The sequence below is a fragment of the Sphingomonas glacialis genome (assembly GCF_014653575.1).
In the GTDB taxonomy this organism is placed as follows: Bacteria; Pseudomonadota; Alphaproteobacteria; order Sphingomonadales; family Sphingomonadaceae; genus Sphingomonas; species Sphingomonas glacialis.
The window spans coordinates 58498-75378 of record NZ_BNAQ01000002.1 but is presented as its reverse complement, the minus strand read 5'-3'; the positions used below and the strand labels follow the sequence as shown (position 1 = coordinate 75378).

Genomic DNA, 16881 nt, shown 5'->3' with positions numbered 1-16881 from the left:
GACAAGCGCGCGCCAGCGCGCCCATTCGGAAAACCTCGCGGTCAAGGAACGACCCGGCCGCGGATTCTTTCCGCCGCAATCGCAATATAGTACCGAAGGCTCGCCTCGCCTCAGCGGGCGAGGGCATCGCGCAGGCGGTCGACCACGGCGCGCGCTCGCGTCGTCTCGCCCACGGCAGATCCGAGCAGATTTGCGATCGTTTTGCACGGATCGCCATGGTCGATCGCAACTTGCATCGCGGCGAGGTAGTTGGTCAGTGCGGTCAATGGCTGGCTGAGATCGTGGACGATCTCGGCCAAGTCTGCGTCGTCGTCGATCGTGCTCAATGGACCAGCCCGGCGGCGAACGCGATGCGCAGCGCGTCCGGCAGCGATTGGACGTGAAGTTTTGTCATCATGTGCGCGCGATACACTTCGACCGTGCGCGGGCTGATGGCGAGGTCATGTGCGATCACCTTGTTGACCTTGCCGGCGATCAACCCACACAGCACATCGACTTCGCGCGGCGCCAGCCGAGCGATTTGTTTCTGCGCCGCGGCGATGCGAGCGGCATCCTCGCCAGCGCGCGTCAGCCGATCCAACGCGCGTTCGACCGTTTCGAGCAGCGTCATGTGGTCATATGGCTTTTCGAGAAAGTCGATCGCGCCGCGTTTCATCGCCTCGACGGCGACGGCGATGTTGCCGTGCCCGGTGACGATCACGCACAGAAAGGGCAGCGCTTCGCGGCGCAAGGTAGCGAGTACCTCGAGCCCGGTCAGTCCGGGCATGCGCAGGTCGAGCAGGACGATCCCGGGATCGAGCCTGGGCGTCGCGTCGAGAAAGGCGTCGCCCGAGGCGAAGCATTCGGCATCGAAATCCCTGCGCAGGGTAAGCAATGTCAGCAGCGAGCAACGGACCGGTTCGTCGTCGTCGACTATGTAGATGCGCTTCGCCATGGAGCCTCGCTTGCGGGAGTGGGGTGCGACAGGTTGGGGGAAGAGGGGCCAGAAACTGGCCGAGCGACGGGGAACAGCAGATCGAACCGCGCGCCCTGGCCCAGGTTGCTCTGAACGGAAATCACCCCGGAATGGGACTGGACGATACGGCGGACGATCGCCAGACCGATCCCGCTCGCCTCATTGCCATCCTTGGAACTGGCGAACGGCTCGAAGATGTGATCGATGATCTCCGGCCGAATCCCCGCGCCATCGTCGCAGACGAACAGCCGGACCGACCGCGCGCGCGCATCCCCGCTTGGCTCAGCCGCAGTGCCAATCGTGATCGTGCCGCCGCGAGGGCCGATCGCCTGTGCTGCGTTGACCGTCAGGTTGAGGACGATTTGATAAAGCTGGCACACGTTTCCTTCGATCGCGGGCACGGGTGCGAGCGCGTCGACGATCGTGATCCCGGCAGGAAAGCGCGCGCGCAGCAACGCCAGCAAATCGCGGACCAGTTCGTCGAGCCGGACCCGCTCGAGCGCGGTGGGTTCCTCGCGCGTAGAGGCCAGCATGGCGCGCGCCAGTTCGCGTGCGCGCGTCGCCGATTCGATGATCAGGTCCATGCTATGCCGATCGGTTGGGTCGGTGATCGTCTCCAGCACGAGCGGTGCGAGGATCCCCAGCGGGACGAGCGTGTTGCTGAGGTCGTGCGCCACCCCGCCGGCCAACAGGCCCAGCGTTTCGAGCTTCAGAGCGTCGTCCAGTTTGGCGCGTAACTCGGCACTGCCACGTTCGGATTTTCGCTGCAGGGTCACATCGTGGACGATGCCGGTCAGGCTGACGATCACCCCGTGCGTATCGCGCGTCGGCACCCAGCGCAGCAGCGCATCTCCCCTTTCGCCGTCGGGGCGCTGGAAACTGTATGCGACAGCGTCGGTGGCCCGGCCGTGATGCGCCTCGGCAAGGCTGGCCGCCAGCGCGGCCTGTTGCTCGACGGGAATGTACGCTGCGACGAACGATCGCCAATCGTTGCGCACCCGTGCGGTCCGGCCGTGGAGCGAATCGAACGCGGGACTGGGAACGAAGGCCATGCTTGCCAGATCGAGTTCGAAGCACGTCGTCGCCGTCATCTGCTGTATCGCGGCGAAACGCTCGATCATTTCGCGATGGGCTTGTCGCGCCTGCCACTGCCGATCGACCAGCACTCCTGCCAATACGATCGCGCCGATCGCCAGGGCGGCGTCGAGGAGGCTGGCGACGCTCGCACTCTCGCTCCGTTGCGATGCCACCAAGCCGAACAGTGCAAGACCGACCGATACGGTGGTCAGCACGCGCACGAAGACGCGGTGCGGGAGCAGCAAGCCGCACGCGACGACCAGGACATACCCCCATCGCGCCGCGCTGCTGTGCGTCGCGAGCAGATCGGTGCTGGCGATCGCTACCGCCAACACCACGGGCAGCCATAGCCCCGGTGCAGCGGCCAACGCCGCATCGTGTCGGAGCCCATACGCACCCATCGCGCCTGCCAGGAAAACCAGCGAGGCTGCCATCGTGAGGAGCGTCAGGTTCGACGAGTCGAGTCCGGCGACGAGCATGACGAGCGCTTCGGCGGTGAGCGCGATCGGAACGAACAGGATCAGCGCGATGCGGAGGTCGCGCGATCCGTGAAGCCGGTCGAGGCCGAGTTCGAGACAGGCAATACCGACCACGATCTGCAGGAGCGCCGCGCTCGGGAGCAGGCGGCCCGGCATGGCCGCGGCAAGCCAATGAGAGAACTGGCCTGGACTGACGAACATCTCCGAAACGGTCGCCCAATCCCGCAATATGAAGGCGCCGAACAGCACGACAACGCCAGCGACGGGTGCCGCGCGACGCGGGCGATCTAGCAGTAACGGTACGACCGCGACCGCGCAGCCAGAAAATCCGACTGACGCGGCAAGGCTGTAGCCCGCATGAACTCCAAAAAATGGAGTATTTTCAATTATATAAATTGTCTCATTTAAGACAATTGCGATTGTAAGTCCTATTGAAACTATCGCAAAGGTAAGACCAGTTGCTTTCATGGGGTCCTATCTATCATCCGCCGTCTGTGTTTTGAAACTATTGGCGAATGAATTGGCAAAATTTATCACAAAGACTGCCAATTGATATGTGTTAATTTATTTCTAAAGAGCAAATTTAAACTAATCTATTATAAGTTTTCCCGCAGTTTCAGCCGGTGCCAAGGGCGGGTCAAATCCGTGGCGGGTCTGCGCCTTGGCATCGGGAGCCAACTCGCGTTCGATGGATTTGGCGCGGCGGTACGGCTAGGCTCGCCGAACGGTATCGCAGCGGGGACCAAGCGGCTGGACAATTCGACGATGCAATCCGCGCTGGCGGACGCCAAGCGCTTGCTGGGTCACGACCCGCTAGCAGCGCTCGCTCGTGTCGACGGCGTCTTGGCGGGGGGACGTGATTCGGTTGAAGCGCGCGTCCTGTTGGGCGCGGCGCTGCGCCGGGTCGGAAAGATCCGCGAGGCGCGCGATGTGTTGGCGCCGCTTGCCGCCGCCATGCCGCAGGCGTGGGGGATTCATTACGAGTTCGGCATGGCGCTTGCCGCACTGGGGGCGGGGGAGGCCGCCGCCGATGCGCTCGACCAGGCCACGCGCGCCAATCCGCAATCCTCGCTGGCATGGCACGCGCTTGGCGACCAGTTGCTGCTGCTCGGGCGCCCGATCGAGGCGAATGCGGCGCAGGCGCGGATGGTGCCTGGCTGCGTCGCCGATCGCGCACTCGGCGATGCGGCTGCGGCGTTCTTCGAGCGGCGCGATACGGCGGCGCGCGGCGCGCTCCAGCGGCGGTTCGGGATCGATCTCAACGATCTCGGCGCGGTGCGCCTGCTGTCCGATATCGGGCTGCGGCAGGGAAATTTCGCGGCGGTCGCGGACTTGCTGGACCAGGCGCGCCGCGCTGCGCCCGACTTCGTCCCCGCACAGTTCGCACACGCGATCGCGCTTCACCGGCTCGAGCGTGGGCAAGAGGCGCTTGCGGCGATCCATCTCGCGCTCAAGGCGCTGCCGGGTCTTGCCGCTTTCCTTATGCTCGAAGCGGCGATCCACATGCAGCTCGGCGATGCGGCTGCGGCGATCCGTGCCTATCAGGCGGTCCTCGCGGCGACGCCCGACGATGCCGAGGCCTGGCATGCGTTCGGCCACGCGCTCCGCGCGGTTGGCCGGCAGGACGAGGCAGTCGCCGCATACCGCCGTGCGGTCACACTCCGGCCGGGCTACGGTGAAGCATATTGGAGTCTCGCCAACCTCAAGACCGTCCGCTTCGACAGCACCGAGGTCGCGCACATGCTCGCGCTTCCGGCGGAGGCGAGCTCCGATCCGGCCGATCGGGCGTATCTCGACTTCGCCTTGGGCAAGGCGCTCGAGGACGAGGCACGCTACGCCGAGTCGTTCGTCCACTATGCTCGCGGCAATGCTGCGCGCGCCGCGCTCGAGCCGCATGACGCCGCAGCGTTGCATCGCTTCGTGACCGACTCGATCGCGGCGTTCGACGCCGAGCTGTTCCGCCGCAACGCCGCGGCGGGGTGCGCGGAGGCCGGGCCGATCTTCGTGCTCGGCATGCCACGGTCGGGATCGACGCTGGTCGAGCAGATCCTCGCCAGCCACAGTGCGGTCGATGGCGCGTCCGAACTGCCCGACATCACCACGCTCGCGCGCGAACTGGCGCAGCGCCACCCGGGCTATCCGTCGTCGATCGCGCACGTTCCCGAAGCCGCCTTTGCCGCGCTCGGCGCCGTCTATCTCGAGCGGACGGCGGTCCACCGCGCGGGGAAGCCGTGGCTGGTCGACAAGTTTCCGGGTAATTTCCTCCACACCGGGCTGATTCACCTGATGCTGCCGGGCGCGCGGATCATCGATATCCGGCGCGATCCGATGGCGTGCTGCTTCTCGCTGTTCAAACAGGCGTTCGCGCGCGGGCAGGCCTATAGCTACGACCTCGGCGATCTCGGGAGATATTACGCCGATTACGTCGCGCTGATGGCGCATTTCGATGCGGTGCTGCCGGGCCGGGTATACCGCATCGACTATGAGGCGCTCATCGACGATCCCGAGACCGAAATCCGCCGGTTGCTCGCGTATTGCGGCCTGCCGTTCGAGCCGCAGTGCCTGCGGTTCTTCGAGAGCGAGCGGACCGTCCGCACGCCGAGCTCGGAACAGGTCCGCCAGCCGATCAATCGCGACGGCCTCGACCAGTGGCGCCCTTTCGAAGCGTGGCTCGGCCCGCTCGTCGATGCGCTCGGACCGCTTGCCAAGGCGACCGCCAATCGGCATTGATGCCTAAATTGGATGCCCCTATCCGATTTTTGATATCGAACGGGGATCAAGGACAGCGTCGAAGGCATGGGCCGGCAACGGCTTGCACGACGGCTGCCTTGGTGGGGCAGCTGGGTTGCAAAGGGGACTTTCGTGGTGAATCTTTCTGTCGGTCACAGCGTTTCGGCGCGTCCTGCGCGGATCGTCGCGCGGCTCATGGCGTCGGGGGCGGCGCTTGCGCTGATCGCGCCGGGCATCGCGCGCGCCGCGCCCGAGCCGCAGGCGCCCGCCGATGCGCCGCAAGCCGCGCCGCAAAGCGAAGGACTCAACGATATCGTCGTCACAGCGACGCGTTCGGGCGCGCAATCGCTGCAGAAGGTGCCGATCGCGGTGTCGGTGGTGAACGTCGACCAGATCACCAAGTCGGGGCAGGGCAATCTGTCCGATCTCGCGAAGTTCACCCCCTCGCTCGTCATCACCGAGGGCGCGCCGGGGTTCAACAAGTTCAACCTGCGCGGGCTTGCGACGGGCGGCTATGTCACCTCGGATACGTCGGATCGCCCACTCGTCGCGGTCTATCTCGACGATACGCCGATCTCGGTGCAGGGCCAGACGCCCGACCTCAAGGTCTATGATCTCGACCGCGTCGAAGTGCTGCGCGGGCCGCAGGGCACGCTGTTCGGCGCGGGCTCGATGGCGGGCACGGTGCGCTTCGTGACGGCCAAGCCCGATGCGCGCAGCGTCTTCGGCACCGCCGAAGCGAGCGGATCGACCACCGAATATGGCGCTGGCAGCTATAACGTCCGCGGGATGGTCAACATCCCGCTGATCAAGGATGAGCTCGCGGTTCGCGGCAACATCTTCGTCGGCAACGATGGCGGCTTCATCGACAATATCGGCCAGCACCGCGTCGACAACGCCAACAGCAACCGCTCGACCCAGGGCCGCGTCGCGGTCCGCTGGACGCCGACCGACAGACTGACCGTCGACGGCAGTTTCACCTATGAAAACAGCCGCGCCAAGGGGCTCAACACCGGGCTCGATGGGCTGAAACCGTATCAGTACGAGAGCAACGGGGCCGAGGGCACGCGCGATCTGTTCAAGCTCTACACCGGCGGGTTCGATTATGACGCGGGCTTCGCCAATTTGATCGTGACCGGCGCCTATACCGACCGCAAGATCGGCTTCAACGCGAGCCCCGATCCGCAGATCGGCTATTACTTCGCCAATTATTACGCGCCCTACACCGGCGCGGGGAAGTATCCGCTCTACGCTCCGCCCGCACGCTACGACCATGCGGTCACGAGCCTGATCCCGGCCGAGAACTATACGATCAACCAGAAGCTCAACGACTTCATGGCCGAGGCGCGGCTCGTCTCGAAGAACGATGGCCCGGTCAAATGGACCGTCGGCGCGTTCTACGAGAAGCAGAACCGGCATCTGATTCAGGACATTCCGGTCGCCGGGTTCGACACGCTGTCGTACCAGAACGCCGCGTTCGGCCCGTTAGCGACGCCGACCGGCCGCTACGATTCGAAGACCGTCGACGGCGCGTTCAGCTCGAACGACATCTTCTCGGGGCTGCAGGACGTGCACGAGCATCAGTTCGCCGCCTATGCCGATGGCACGTGGCACGTCACCGACCGGCTCGATCTGACCGCGGGACTGCGCTACTTCAACTTCAAGGAGAACTATTATCTCTACGAAGGCGGCGCGTTCGGCGTGCTGCTCGGCAAGGACGCGCAGGGGCGCACGACCGGCATCACCCAGTCGATCCGCTCGACGCTGAAGTCGAACGGCGTCAACCCGCGCGCCAACATCTCATACAAGCTCAATGACAATGTGCTGATCTATGCCGAAGCCGCCAACGGCTTCCGCTATGGGGGTGCGAACCAGCCGGTGCCGCTCGGCACCGCGGGGCTTGCCGGGCGCTGCACGACGCAGCTCAATTCCTACGGATATAGCGCGGCACCGGGAACGTTCGGGCCCGACAAATTGTGGAACTACACGATCGGCGAAAAGGCCAAGTTCGCGGGCGGGCGCGTGACGCTCAACGCGAGCGCCTATTACATCGATTGGTCCGACGTGCAGACGCGGTTGCGGCTCAACTGTTCGTATTTCTTTACCGACAACAAGGGCAAGATCGCGAGCAAGGGCGTCGAGCTCGAGGCGGCGGTCAAGGCGACGCGCAACGTCACGCTCAACGGCAGCTTCTCGTTCAACGATTCGACCGCGCGTGGCGACATCCCGACGGTCGGCGCGTTCGACGGCGACCGCACGCCCTATTCACCGCGCGTGACCGCGTCGGCAGGCGCGTTCTACGATACCGATCTCGGGCGCGGGTCGCTCCATCTGCAGGCGACGTACAAATATATCTCGTCGCAACAGACGACCTTCAACGACTTCTCGACCACACTCGACCCGACGTCCAAGAAGCTGATCGTCGACCGCGCGAGCAATGGCGGGCGTAGCCAGACCTATGCGGTGATCCCCGCGAGCCACAATGCCAGCGCGTCGATCGCCTATGACATCGGCAATTACGAATTCGGCATCTTCGGCAACAATCTGTTCGACGGCGTCAAGGTGATCGATATCCAGCGCGCGACCTATTACGCGATCTACCAGGCCGGCTCGCGGGTGACGTACGCGCGGCCACGCACGATCGGGGTGCGCGCGAAGGTGAAGTTCTAATTCTCCCACGTCACCCCGGCCTTGTGCCGGGGCCCACCGGGCGGCACGCGCTTACGGCGTAGCACGCGTGGCACGGTGGACCCCGGCACAAGGCCGGGGTGACGGTGGTGGCGCGTGACCACCGCCTTTCGTGCTTGCCTCAAGCGGTAACGGTCGTCCCCTGAATCCGTGCATCGTCGGCGGCATAGGTCCGCACGCTCGTCCAGTAATGATACGCTGCCCAGAAGCCGGTCAGCGACAGCGCCAGCAGCGCATACCGCAATGACTCCGCATTGCTGCCGAGCCGCCCGGCAAGCGTGTCGCTGAGCCAGCCGACCGCGGTCGGCGCGATAATCAGATTGGCGACATTGGCGGTGAGCAGGCTGATCGCCATCCCCTGCGCGCGCATGTTGGCGGGCAGGAAGTTGAGCAGCAGCGCCATCGTCGGCCCGACGTAGAGATAGATCGCCGGCACGACGATCCACAGCATCGCGGTCGCCAGGCTGAGCGAGTGCGTCCAGTAGATGACGAACGACGGGATCGTCGACAGCGCGACCACCGCCGCGAGGCCGTAGGCGATGCGCTTCGGGTCCTGCATCTGCGGCAGCGCGAGGATAGCGCCGGTGGCGATCGTCGCAGCGGTCCCCGCCCAGAAATAGATCGTCCCGAGCCGCGCGCCCGCCTCGGCGGTCGACAGGCCATAGGCGCGCTCGAAATAGGTCTGCGTCCAGAACAGCAGGCCCCAACCCCACAGGCAGATCACCGTGCCCGCCGCGTTGATGTGCCACGCCGAGCGTTGCGACCAGAGAAAGGCGCAGGTCTCGCGGAAGGTCGCGCTCGGCACCTTGGCTTCGCTGATCCGCTCGAACCGCCCGCGCACGGGCTCGCGCACGGTGAGCAGGATGATCAGCCCGAACACCACGCCAGGAACGCCGAGCGCGATGAAGCCCGCGCGCCAGCTGTGGAAATGCTCGACGATCGCACCTGCGACGCTCGACCCGAGCCACGCGCCGAGCGGCAGCCCGAGCGCGTAGACCGTCAGCGCGAACGCGCGTTGCCGACGCGGGAAATTATCGGCGACGATCGAGGTCGAAGGCGGGGTGCCGCCCGCCTCGCCGACGCCGACCGCAATCCGCGCGACGAGGAACTGCCAGTAATTCTGAGTCAGACCGAGCACCGCAGTCGCCGCCGACCACAGGATGATCGCCGCGGCAACGATGTTGCGGCGGTTGGCATGGTCGGCCAGCCGCGCGATCGGCAGCCCGACGAAGATGTAGAAGAAGGCGAGCGACACGCCGGTCAGCCATGCGACGCCCGAATCGGACAGGCCGAATTCCTTGCGGATCGGCTCGAGCACGGTCGACACGACATAGCGGTCGGCGATGTTGAGCGCGTAGACGAGCCCGAGCACGAGCACGACATACCAGCGCGCCGATTCGAGCCGCGGTGTCGTCGTCATCATTCTGGGCCCCATCTTTTCGTCGTCCGTCACGCCTTGCGGGCTGCCACGCGAGCGCGCCGCAAGATCGACCTTCGTAGCGGCGGAAGCGCGTGGCAGATAGACCTTGCGCACCCTCCCGGACCGATCGGCGCGGTGCGACGCCGTTGCATCGCGTGGCAAAACGCGCTTGGTATTTCGCCTCGGCATGGCCCGCATCGCTCAGGAGTTCGCTATTCCTCGCTCATCCCCGGACAATCGGCGCTGGCTCCCGTTGAATGCGCTCCGCGCGTTCGATGCGGTCGGCCAGCGGTTGAGCTTCACCGCCGGCGCGCAGGCGCTCGACGTCTCGCAAAGCGCGGTGAGCCGGCACGTCATCAGCCTCGAGGAGCAGCTCGGCCACAAACTGTTCGATCGCTCGGGGCCGACGCTCGCGCTGACCGCGGCGGGGCGCACGCTGTTGCCCGAAGTGCGCAAGGCGTTCGACCGGATCGAACAGACGATGGATGCGATCAGCGGCAATCCCGACACCAGCCGCCCGATCCGCCTCCACATCCCGCCGACGCTATTGCAGCAAGTCGCGATGCCGATGATCCAGGCGTTCCACGCCGAGCATCCCGCGATCCGGATCGACATTTCGAGCTCGCCCGCGGTGGGGCTCCCCAGTGGCGAGACCGACATGGCGATCGTGTTCGACCGGCCCAACATCGATGATCGCGTGACCGATCTGCTGTGGATGGTGCGCGTCGCGCCGGTCTGCTCGCCGCAGGTGGCGCAGCGCAACGCGGGCAAGACGCTCGAGCAGTTCCTGGCGGACAATCCGCTGCTCCACGTCAAGCTCGAGGGGCAACCGCGCGGGCTGTTGTGGAGCACTTTTGCGAATCAATGCCGGATCAGCCTCGACGTCGAGCGCGGGCTTGCCTTCGACGCGAATGCGCTCGCGGTCGGCTATGCGATACATTCGGACGGCGTTGCGCTCGCCGATATCGACATGTTCGCGCCCGAAATCGCCGCCGGACGGCTCGTTTTGCCGTACGACAGCGTGATCAACGACGGCTTTGGCTATTACCTCAAGTTGCGCGCGGAGGATCTTGCCGATCCGACGATCAGCCTGGTGCGCAGCTGGTTGATCGCACAATTCGCCGCGCGCCAGGGGGTACCTGTCGCCGCCGGATGACGCCGCGCCAAAAGGGGCCTCGCGGTCGCGCGCCAATCGGCTATGGGGCGGCATGGATATGATCGCTACCCCGCCGGCGCACCCCGCCGATCCCGCCACCATCGCCGTGCTCGAGACGATCGAGACGCGGCTGCGCTGGCTGTCGTCGTGGACGATCCACAATGCCAACCATCTGCGCGACAGCCGCGACGGGCTGAAGGTCGGCGGGCATCAGGCGAGCTGCGCGTCGATCACCGCAATCATGACCGCGCTCTATTTCGGCGCGCTGCGCCCGAACGACAAAGTCGCGGTCAAGCCGCATGCCGGGCCGGTGCTGCACGCGATTCACTATATGCTCGGCCAGCAGAGCCAGGACGCGCTCGAACGCTATCGCGGGATGGGCGGCGCGCAGAGCTATCCGAGCCGCACCAAGGATTCGATCCCGGTCGATTTCTCGACGGGCTCGGTCGGATTGGGCGTCGCGATCACCGCGTTTGCCTCGCTGATCCAGGATTATCTGATCGCGCATGGCGAGATGGCCGAGGCCGATGCGGGCCGGATGATCGCGCTGATGGGCGATGCCGAGCTCGACGAGGGCAATATCTACGAATGCCTGATCGAGGCCTATAAGCACGACATCCGCAATTGCTGGTGGATCGTCGATTACAACCGCCAGTCGCTCGACAGCACGACGGCGGACCGCATGTTCCGCCGCTTCGACGATATCTTCGAGACGTGTGGCTGGCGCGTCGAGACGCTCAAGCACGGCAAGAAGCAGCGCGAGGTGTTTGCGCAGGCCGGCGGGCAAGCGATCGCCGACTGGATCGACGCGTGCCCCAATGCCGAGTTCGCGGCGCTGACGTATCAGGGCGGGGCTGCCTGGCGCGCGCGGTTGAACGCCGATCTGGCCGGGCAAAGCGAAACGCTCGCGCTCATCGCGGCGCAGGACGATGCTGCGCTCGCCGCGCTGATGACCAATCTCGGCGGGCATTGCATCGCGACCTTGCTCGAGGCGTTCGCGCGCTGCGACGATGACGTGCCGACGCTGTTCATCGCCTATACCGTCAAGGGCTACGGGCTGCCGTTTGCGGGGCACAAGGACAACCATTCGGGGCTGATGAACCCCGGCCAGATCGCGCAATTGCGTGGCGACCTCGGCATCGTCGAGGGCGAGGAATGGGCGCCGTATGGCGGGCTTGGCGACAATGCCGCCGCTTCGGCGCGCGCGGTGGTCGAGGCGAGTGCGCTGGCACAGGCGGCCACGGCGAAACCGGCTCAGGCTGTGGCGGTCCCCGAGTGCCTGCCGGTGCCCGATGGAGCCGAGCTCTCGACCCAAGCGGCGTTCGGGCGGATCCTGCTCGATCTCGCCAAATCGGGGCATCCGCTCGCCGACCGGATCGTCACGACCTCGCCCGACGTGACCGTCTCGACCAATCTCGGCGCGTTCGTGAACCAGCGCGGGCTGTTCCGGCGGCAGGAACTGAAGGACGTCTTTTCCGCCGCGCGCATCCCGACCGCGCAGAAATGGGCGGGGCACGGCGCGGGGCAGCATATCGAACTGGGCATTGCCGAGAACAATCTGTTCCTGATGCTCGCGGCGCTCGGGCTTGCGGCGCCGCTGTTCGGCACGCGGCTGATGCCGATCGGCACGGTGTACGATCCGTTCATCGCGCGTGGGCTCGATGCGCTCAATTACGCTTGCTACCAGGACGCGCGCTTCCTGCTGGTGGCGACGCCGTCGGGGCTGACGCTCGGGCCCGAGGGCGGGGCGCACCAGTCGATCAATTCGCCGCTGATCGGGATCGGCCAGCCCGGCCTTACCTATTTCGAGCCGGCCTTTGCCGACGAACTCGCGCTGATCATGCGCTGGGGGTTCGAGCACATGCAGGCGGACGACGGCGGCTCGGTCTATCTGCGGCTGACGACGCGCGCGATCGCGCAGATCGAGCGTGCCGACGATGGCTGGCAGGACGATGCGCTGCGCGGCGGCTATTGGCTGAAAGCACCCTCCGGCGACGTCGACATCGCGATCGTCTTCACCGGCGCCGTGACGCCCGAGGTGCTCGAAGCGGCTGCCCTGCTCGCCGACGACGTGCCGGGTCTGGGGCTGCTGATGGTGACGTCGCCCGATCTGCTGCATCGTGGCTGGTCGGCGCGGCATGCCGGGCGCTGGACCGGGGCGGGCGCGTCGAGCCATGCCGACACGCTGCTCGGCGCGCTCGCGCCGCACGCCAAACTCGTCACGATCATCGACGGCGCGCCGTCGACGCTGTCGTGGCTCGGCAGCGTGCGCGGGATGCGCGTGAGCCCGCTCGGCACCGATCGCTTCGGCCAGACGGGTGATCTGCCAGATCTGTTCCGCGCGTATCGGCTCGATGCCGAGGCGATCGTCGATGCGGTCGCCGAGCTGTGCCTCGGGCCAGTGGATTAGCGGCGGCGATTGCGGTAGCTGCCGAGCATGCGCGAGATCAATTTCGACGGGCTGGTCGGGCCGAGCCACAATTATGCCGGGCTGTCGTTCGGCAACATCGCTTCGGCGAGCAATGCCGGCGCGGTGTCCTCGCCGCGCGCGGCGGCGCTGCAGGGCGTCGCCAAGATGCGCCACATGCTGGCGCTCGGCTTGCCGCAAGGTCTGTTGCTGCCGCACGATCGGCCCGATGCGACGTGGCTGCGGCAGCTCGGCTTTGCCGGCGACGACGATGCCGTCCTCGCTGCGGCATGGCGCGAGGATCCTGGGCTGCTGCGCAACGTGATGGCTGCATCGGCGATGTGGACCGCCAATGCCGGCACCGTCTCGCCCGCGCCCGATACCGGCGACGGCCGCTGCCACATCTCGGTCGCCAATCTCTCGACGATGCTCCACCGCAGCCTCGAAGCGCCACAGACCGCGCGGCAGCTGCGCCTCGCCTTTGGCGACCCGTGCCACTTCGCGGTGCACGACGCGCTGCCGTCCCCGCTCGGCGACGAGGGTGCGGCGAACTTCATGCGGATGGCGCCGCGTCACGCTGCGCGCGGGATCGAGCTGTTCGTCTATGGCGTGCGCCAGGAAAGCGGCTTTCCCTCGCGCCAGAACCGCACCGCGAGTGCGGCGGTCGCGCGGCGGCATGGGCTCGATCCGGCCGACACGCTTTTCGTCCAGCAAAGCGCCGCCGCGATCGCCGCTGGCGCGTTCCACAACGATGTCGTCGCGGTCGCCAACGAAACCGTGCTGTTCACGCACGAGCAGGCGTTCGAGGATCCGGCTGCGGTCTATGCTTTCATCCGCAGCCGGTTGCCCGAGGCGATCATCCTCGAGGTGCCCGCGGCGCAAGTGTCGCTCGAGGCGGCGATCCGATCGTATCTGTTCAACTCGCAGCTGGTGACCTTGCCCGACGGTGCGATGGCGCTGATCGTGCCGGGCGAGTGCCGCGAAGTGCCGGCGGTGTGGGCTTGGCTGCAGACGATGCTTGCGGGCAATGGGCCGATCCGCTCGGTCGAGGCGCTCGATCTGCGCGAGTCGATGCGCAATGGCGGCGGGCCGGCGTGCCTGCGGCTGCGCGTCGCGGTGGATGATGCCGCCTATGCGGCGATCGACCCGCGCTTCCTGCTCGACCCGGCGCGCTGCGATCTGCTCGCCGGCCTGATTGAGCGGTATTGGCCCGAACGGATCGCGCCCGACGATCTCGGCGACCCGGCGATGTGGCGGCAGTGCCGTGCGGCACGAGCTGCACTGCTCGACGGGCTTGGCTTCGGACCCGGCGAGCTTTGAGCCTCGCCGAGCGGCTGCGTTCGGCGGGTCCGTTGCTGGTGCTCGGGCTACTCGCGCTTGCGCTGCGGGGCGCCGATTTCGGCAATCCGATCATCCACACCGACGAGCAATATTACGCGCTGGTCGGCAGCCGGATGTGGCACGGCGCGCTGCCGTATATCGACCTGTGGGACCGCAAGCCGATCGGGCTGTTCCTGATCTATGCCGCGACACGGCTCCTGCCGGGCGACGGGATCGTCGCCTATCAAGGCGTCGCGCTGCTTTTTGCGGTGGGGGCGGCCTGGGCGATCGGCCGCGCGGCGCGGATCGCGGGGGCGAATGCAGCGGGCGCGCTGATTGCGGGGGCGGCGTACCTCGTGTGGCTGCCAATGCTCAGCGGCCGCGCCGGGCAGTCGCCGGTGTTCTTCAACCTGTTCATGGCGCTCGGCGCGGTCCTGCTGCTGCGGCTCCCGGCGCTTGCGGAGCGACGCGACAGGCGTGCGATCGTCTGGAGCGGGGCGGGGGCATGCCTGCTCGCCGGGCTGGCGATCCAGACCAAATACACGCCTGCGGTCGAGGGCGCGCTGTTCGGTCTCGCGCATCTCTTCTATTTGCGGCGCGCCGGCGCAAAGCTCGGCATGCTCGGAGCGGGGGGGCTGGTGTGGCTGGCGCTCGGGCTTGCCCCGACGCTCGCGGCGATCGGCTTTTACTGGCAGCTCGGCCCCGCGGCCTTCCGCGCATTCTGGTACGATAATTTCACCTCGATCTTCGCGCGCGGCCATTACAGCTATCCGATCGACCTCACGCTGCGCCGGCTCGCCGGGATCAGCGCGCAACTCCTGCTGCTCGTGCTGTGTGCCGCCACGGCGCTGCGGCGCGATTCGCAGCGGCCCGAGATCCGCCTGGCGGCAGCGTGGCTTGGCGCTGCGCTCGTGCCGTTCGTGCTGCTCGGCGTGTTCTTCGATCATTATGCGCTGCCCTTGCTGCCACCCCTGCTGACGCTGGCGGCGGTGACGTTCGGGCGGCATCGCCGGATCGCGCTCGCGATCGTTGCCGCCGGGCTCACCGTCTTCGCGGTCGAGGCGGCGATCCGCCCCGACGACGCGCCCGGCGTCCGTGCGCTGGCGCGCGTGGTGAAGGCCAATAGCGGACACGAATGCCCCTATGTCTTCATCGGCGACGCGATCGTCTATCAGCTCGCGGACGCCTGCATCCCGACCGCTTATGCCTTCCCCTCGACGCTCGCTTATGCGCCCGAACAAGGCGCGACGGGGATCGACGAGGCCGCCGAGGTCCGTCGTATCCTCGCGCACCGTCCGCCGGTGATCGTCAGCGCCAGTCGCCCGCTGGCCGAATGGAACCCGCAAAGCCACGCCGCGGTGGCAGCTGCGCTAGCGCGCGCGTATCGCCCGGTGTTCATCGCGCCCCGCGGCGACTATCGCGCGATCGTCTATCTGCGCAACGATCGCGCCTACCAGCGCTGACCGCACGCGCGACTTCAAAAAAAGTTCCTCAGCGCAATATTTCCCGTCCGGTTATCCGGCATCGGTATCGTTCTGTTAACGAGGAGATCTCGTTTGCCGATGCCGACCGCGAACCAGTTTATGGGACTTAACGCCCGTATCGCGCCCGGCATCGCGTGCGGTCGGCCGGGGGGCGGCCGCATTATCGCAAACCGAGCGCGGGCCATTCCGGCGATCCGCGCTCTCTCCGCTTCTTTCTAAGACCGTCTGACAGACGCTTACAGGAAACGGCCATGTTGCTCGAATCGCAATACTATCCCGAGTGGGGAGCTCCGGGTCAGCGTCCGGCCGCGACCGCTTTGCCGCGCTGGAGCGTGCTGATCCCGTTCTTCAACGAACGCGATTTCCTTGACGGCACGCTCGCCAGCCTCGCTGCGCAGGACGTGCCGTTCGAACTGATCCTGATCGACAATGGGTCGACCGACGGCAGCGGCGCGGTCGCCGCGGCGACGTGCCGCCGGCTCGGTCTCGCCTTCACGCTGTTGGTCGAGCGGCGCCCCGGCAAGGTCAACGCGCTCCAGACGGGCGTCCAGCGCGCCCGCACGCGGTTCGTCGCGACGTGCGACGCCGATACGCTGTATCCGGTCGATTACCTGCGCCAAGCCGAGCGTCTGCTCGAAACCGGCGCAGTCGCGGGCGGCGCCTATTTCGTCACGCCGACTGCCACGGAGCAGGATCATGTCGAGGCCGCCAAGCGCATGGCGCGGGCGGCACGGCTGTTTCCCGCGCAATGCCACACGGGTGGGGCAGGGCAGGTGTTCCGCACCGACGTGTTGCGCCGTGCGGGGCAGTTCGATGCGCTGCGCTGGGGGTACGTGCTCGAGGATCACGAGATCATGCACCGCATGGCGAAGTTCGGGCGGCTGGCATATGGCGAAGGCCTGTGGTGCGCGCCCTCGCCGCGCCCGCGCGATCGGGAGTCGATCCGCTGGACGCTCGCCGAGCGGATTCTCTATCACGCGACGCCCGAGCCTGCGCGCGACTGGTTCTTTTATCAGTTTCTTGCGCGCCGCCTTGCCGCCCGGCGCCTGTCGAGCGATCGCATTCGCGAACGGCAATTCTACGCCGAGCCCGACTGCGCCGTCACGCTGCAAAAAGCCGCATAATCGGACGCTAGCGGACCGGCCGCGCGGCACGGGGGTTGCGG

The 16881-nt window shown here is 66.5% G+C and carries 11 protein-coding genes; 7 read left to right on the top strand and 4 right to left on the bottom strand.

Annotation, left to right across the window (positions count from 1 at the left end):
- Positions 1 to 110 precede the first annotated feature (110 nt).
- From IE187_RS07000 to IE187_RS06990, 3 genes are read right to left on the bottom strand one after another with little or no spacing between them, the layout of a single operon-like run.
- Entirely contained in the window at positions 111 to 299 is a 189-nt protein-coding gene (locus IE187_RS07000; protein ID WP_189675661.1) for a hypothetical protein, read from the bottom strand.
- Between the two features lie 23 nt (positions 300 to 322).
- A complete protein-coding gene (locus IE187_RS06995) occupies positions 323 to 934 on the bottom strand; it encodes a response regulator transcription factor (RefSeq protein ID WP_189675660.1) in 612 nt (203 codons plus the stop codon).
- Positions 913 to 2667, bottom strand: a complete 1755-nt coding sequence (locus IE187_RS06990; protein ID WP_189675659.1) for an ATP-binding protein — start codon at positions 2665 to 2667, stop codon at positions 913 to 915. Before IE187_RS06990 ends, IE187_RS06995 begins: the two co-directional genes overlap by 22 nt.
- A 489-nt stretch (positions 2668 to 3156) precedes the next feature.
- On the opposite strand from IE187_RS06990, the gene IE187_RS06985 reads away from it, so the two are divergent.
- A complete protein-coding gene (locus IE187_RS06985; RefSeq protein WP_229839285.1) occupies positions 3157 to 5241 on the top strand; it encodes a tetratricopeptide repeat-containing sulfotransferase family protein in 2085 nt (694 codons plus the stop codon).
- A 132-nt stretch (positions 5242 to 5373) separates the two neighbouring features.
- The gene (locus tag IE187_RS06980; protein WP_189675658.1) at positions 5374 to 7911 is read left to right on the top strand and encodes a TonB-dependent receptor; all 2538 of its coding nucleotides are present in this window, start codon (positions 5374 to 5376) and stop codon (positions 7909 to 7911) included.
- A gap of 139 nt (positions 7912 to 8050) precedes the next feature.
- On the opposite strand, the gene IE187_RS06975 is transcribed toward IE187_RS06980, so the two are convergent.
- Positions 8051 to 9352, bottom strand: a complete 1302-nt coding sequence (locus tag IE187_RS06975; protein ID WP_189675657.1) for a spinster family MFS transporter — start codon at positions 9350 to 9352, stop codon at positions 8051 to 8053.
- Between the two features lie 250 nt (positions 9353 to 9602).
- On the opposite strand from IE187_RS06975, the gene IE187_RS06970 reads away from it, so the two are divergent.
- From IE187_RS06970 to IE187_RS06950, 5 genes are all read left to right on the top strand, one after another.
- On the top strand, positions 9603 to 10505 hold the full coding sequence (locus tag IE187_RS06970) for a LysR family transcriptional regulator (protein WP_133186865.1): 903 nt from the start codon (positions 9603 to 9605) through the stop codon (positions 10503 to 10505).
- A 52-nt stretch (positions 10506 to 10557) separates the two neighbouring features.
- Positions 10558 to 12915 (top strand): thiamine pyrophosphate-binding protein, encoded by a 2358-nt coding sequence (locus IE187_RS06965; RefSeq protein ID WP_189675656.1) that lies wholly within the window; start codon positions 10558 to 10560, stop codon positions 12913 to 12915.
- A 27-nt stretch (positions 12916 to 12942) separates the two neighbouring features.
- Positions 12943 to 14232 (top strand): N-succinylarginine dihydrolase, encoded by a 1290-nt coding sequence (locus IE187_RS06960; protein ID WP_189675655.1) that lies wholly within the window; start codon positions 12943 to 12945, stop codon positions 14230 to 14232.
- Complete coding sequence (locus IE187_RS06955) at positions 14229 to 15695, top strand: ArnT family glycosyltransferase (protein WP_189675654.1); 1467 nt, start codon at positions 14229 to 14231, stop codon at positions 15693 to 15695. Before IE187_RS06960 ends, IE187_RS06955 begins: the two co-directional genes overlap by 4 nt.
- A gap of 272 nt (positions 15696 to 15967) precedes the next feature.
- Positions 15968 to 16840 (top strand): glycosyltransferase family 2 protein, encoded by an 873-nt coding sequence (locus IE187_RS06950; RefSeq protein ID WP_229839284.1) that lies wholly within the window; start codon positions 15968 to 15970, stop codon positions 16838 to 16840.
- Positions 16841 to 16881: the final 41 nt, after the last annotated feature.

Bases quoted from the DNA above. Each gene is read 5' to 3' on its own strand.
- IE187_RS06995 (WP_189675660.1), bottom strand. From the start codon at position 934: ATGGCGAAGCGCATCTACATAGTCGACGACGACGAACCGGTCCGTTGC.
- IE187_RS06990 (WP_189675659.1), bottom strand. From the start codon at position 2,667: ATGCCGGGCCGCCTGCTCCCGAGCGCGGCGCTCCTGCAGATCGTGGTC.
- IE187_RS06975 (WP_189675657.1), bottom strand. From the start codon at position 9,352: ATGATGACGACGACACCGCGGCTCGAATCGGCGCGCTGGTATGTCGTG.
- IE187_RS06965 (WP_189675656.1), top strand. From the start codon at position 10,558: ATGGATATGATCGCTACCCCGCCGGCGCACCCCGCCGATCCCGCCACC.
- IE187_RS06960 (WP_189675655.1), top strand. From the start codon at position 12,943: ATGCGCGAGATCAATTTCGACGGGCTGGTCGGGCCGAGCCACAATTAT.
- IE187_RS06950 (WP_229839284.1), top strand. From the start codon at position 15,968: ATGTTGCTCGAATCGCAATACTATCCCGAGTGGGGAGCTCCGGGTCAG.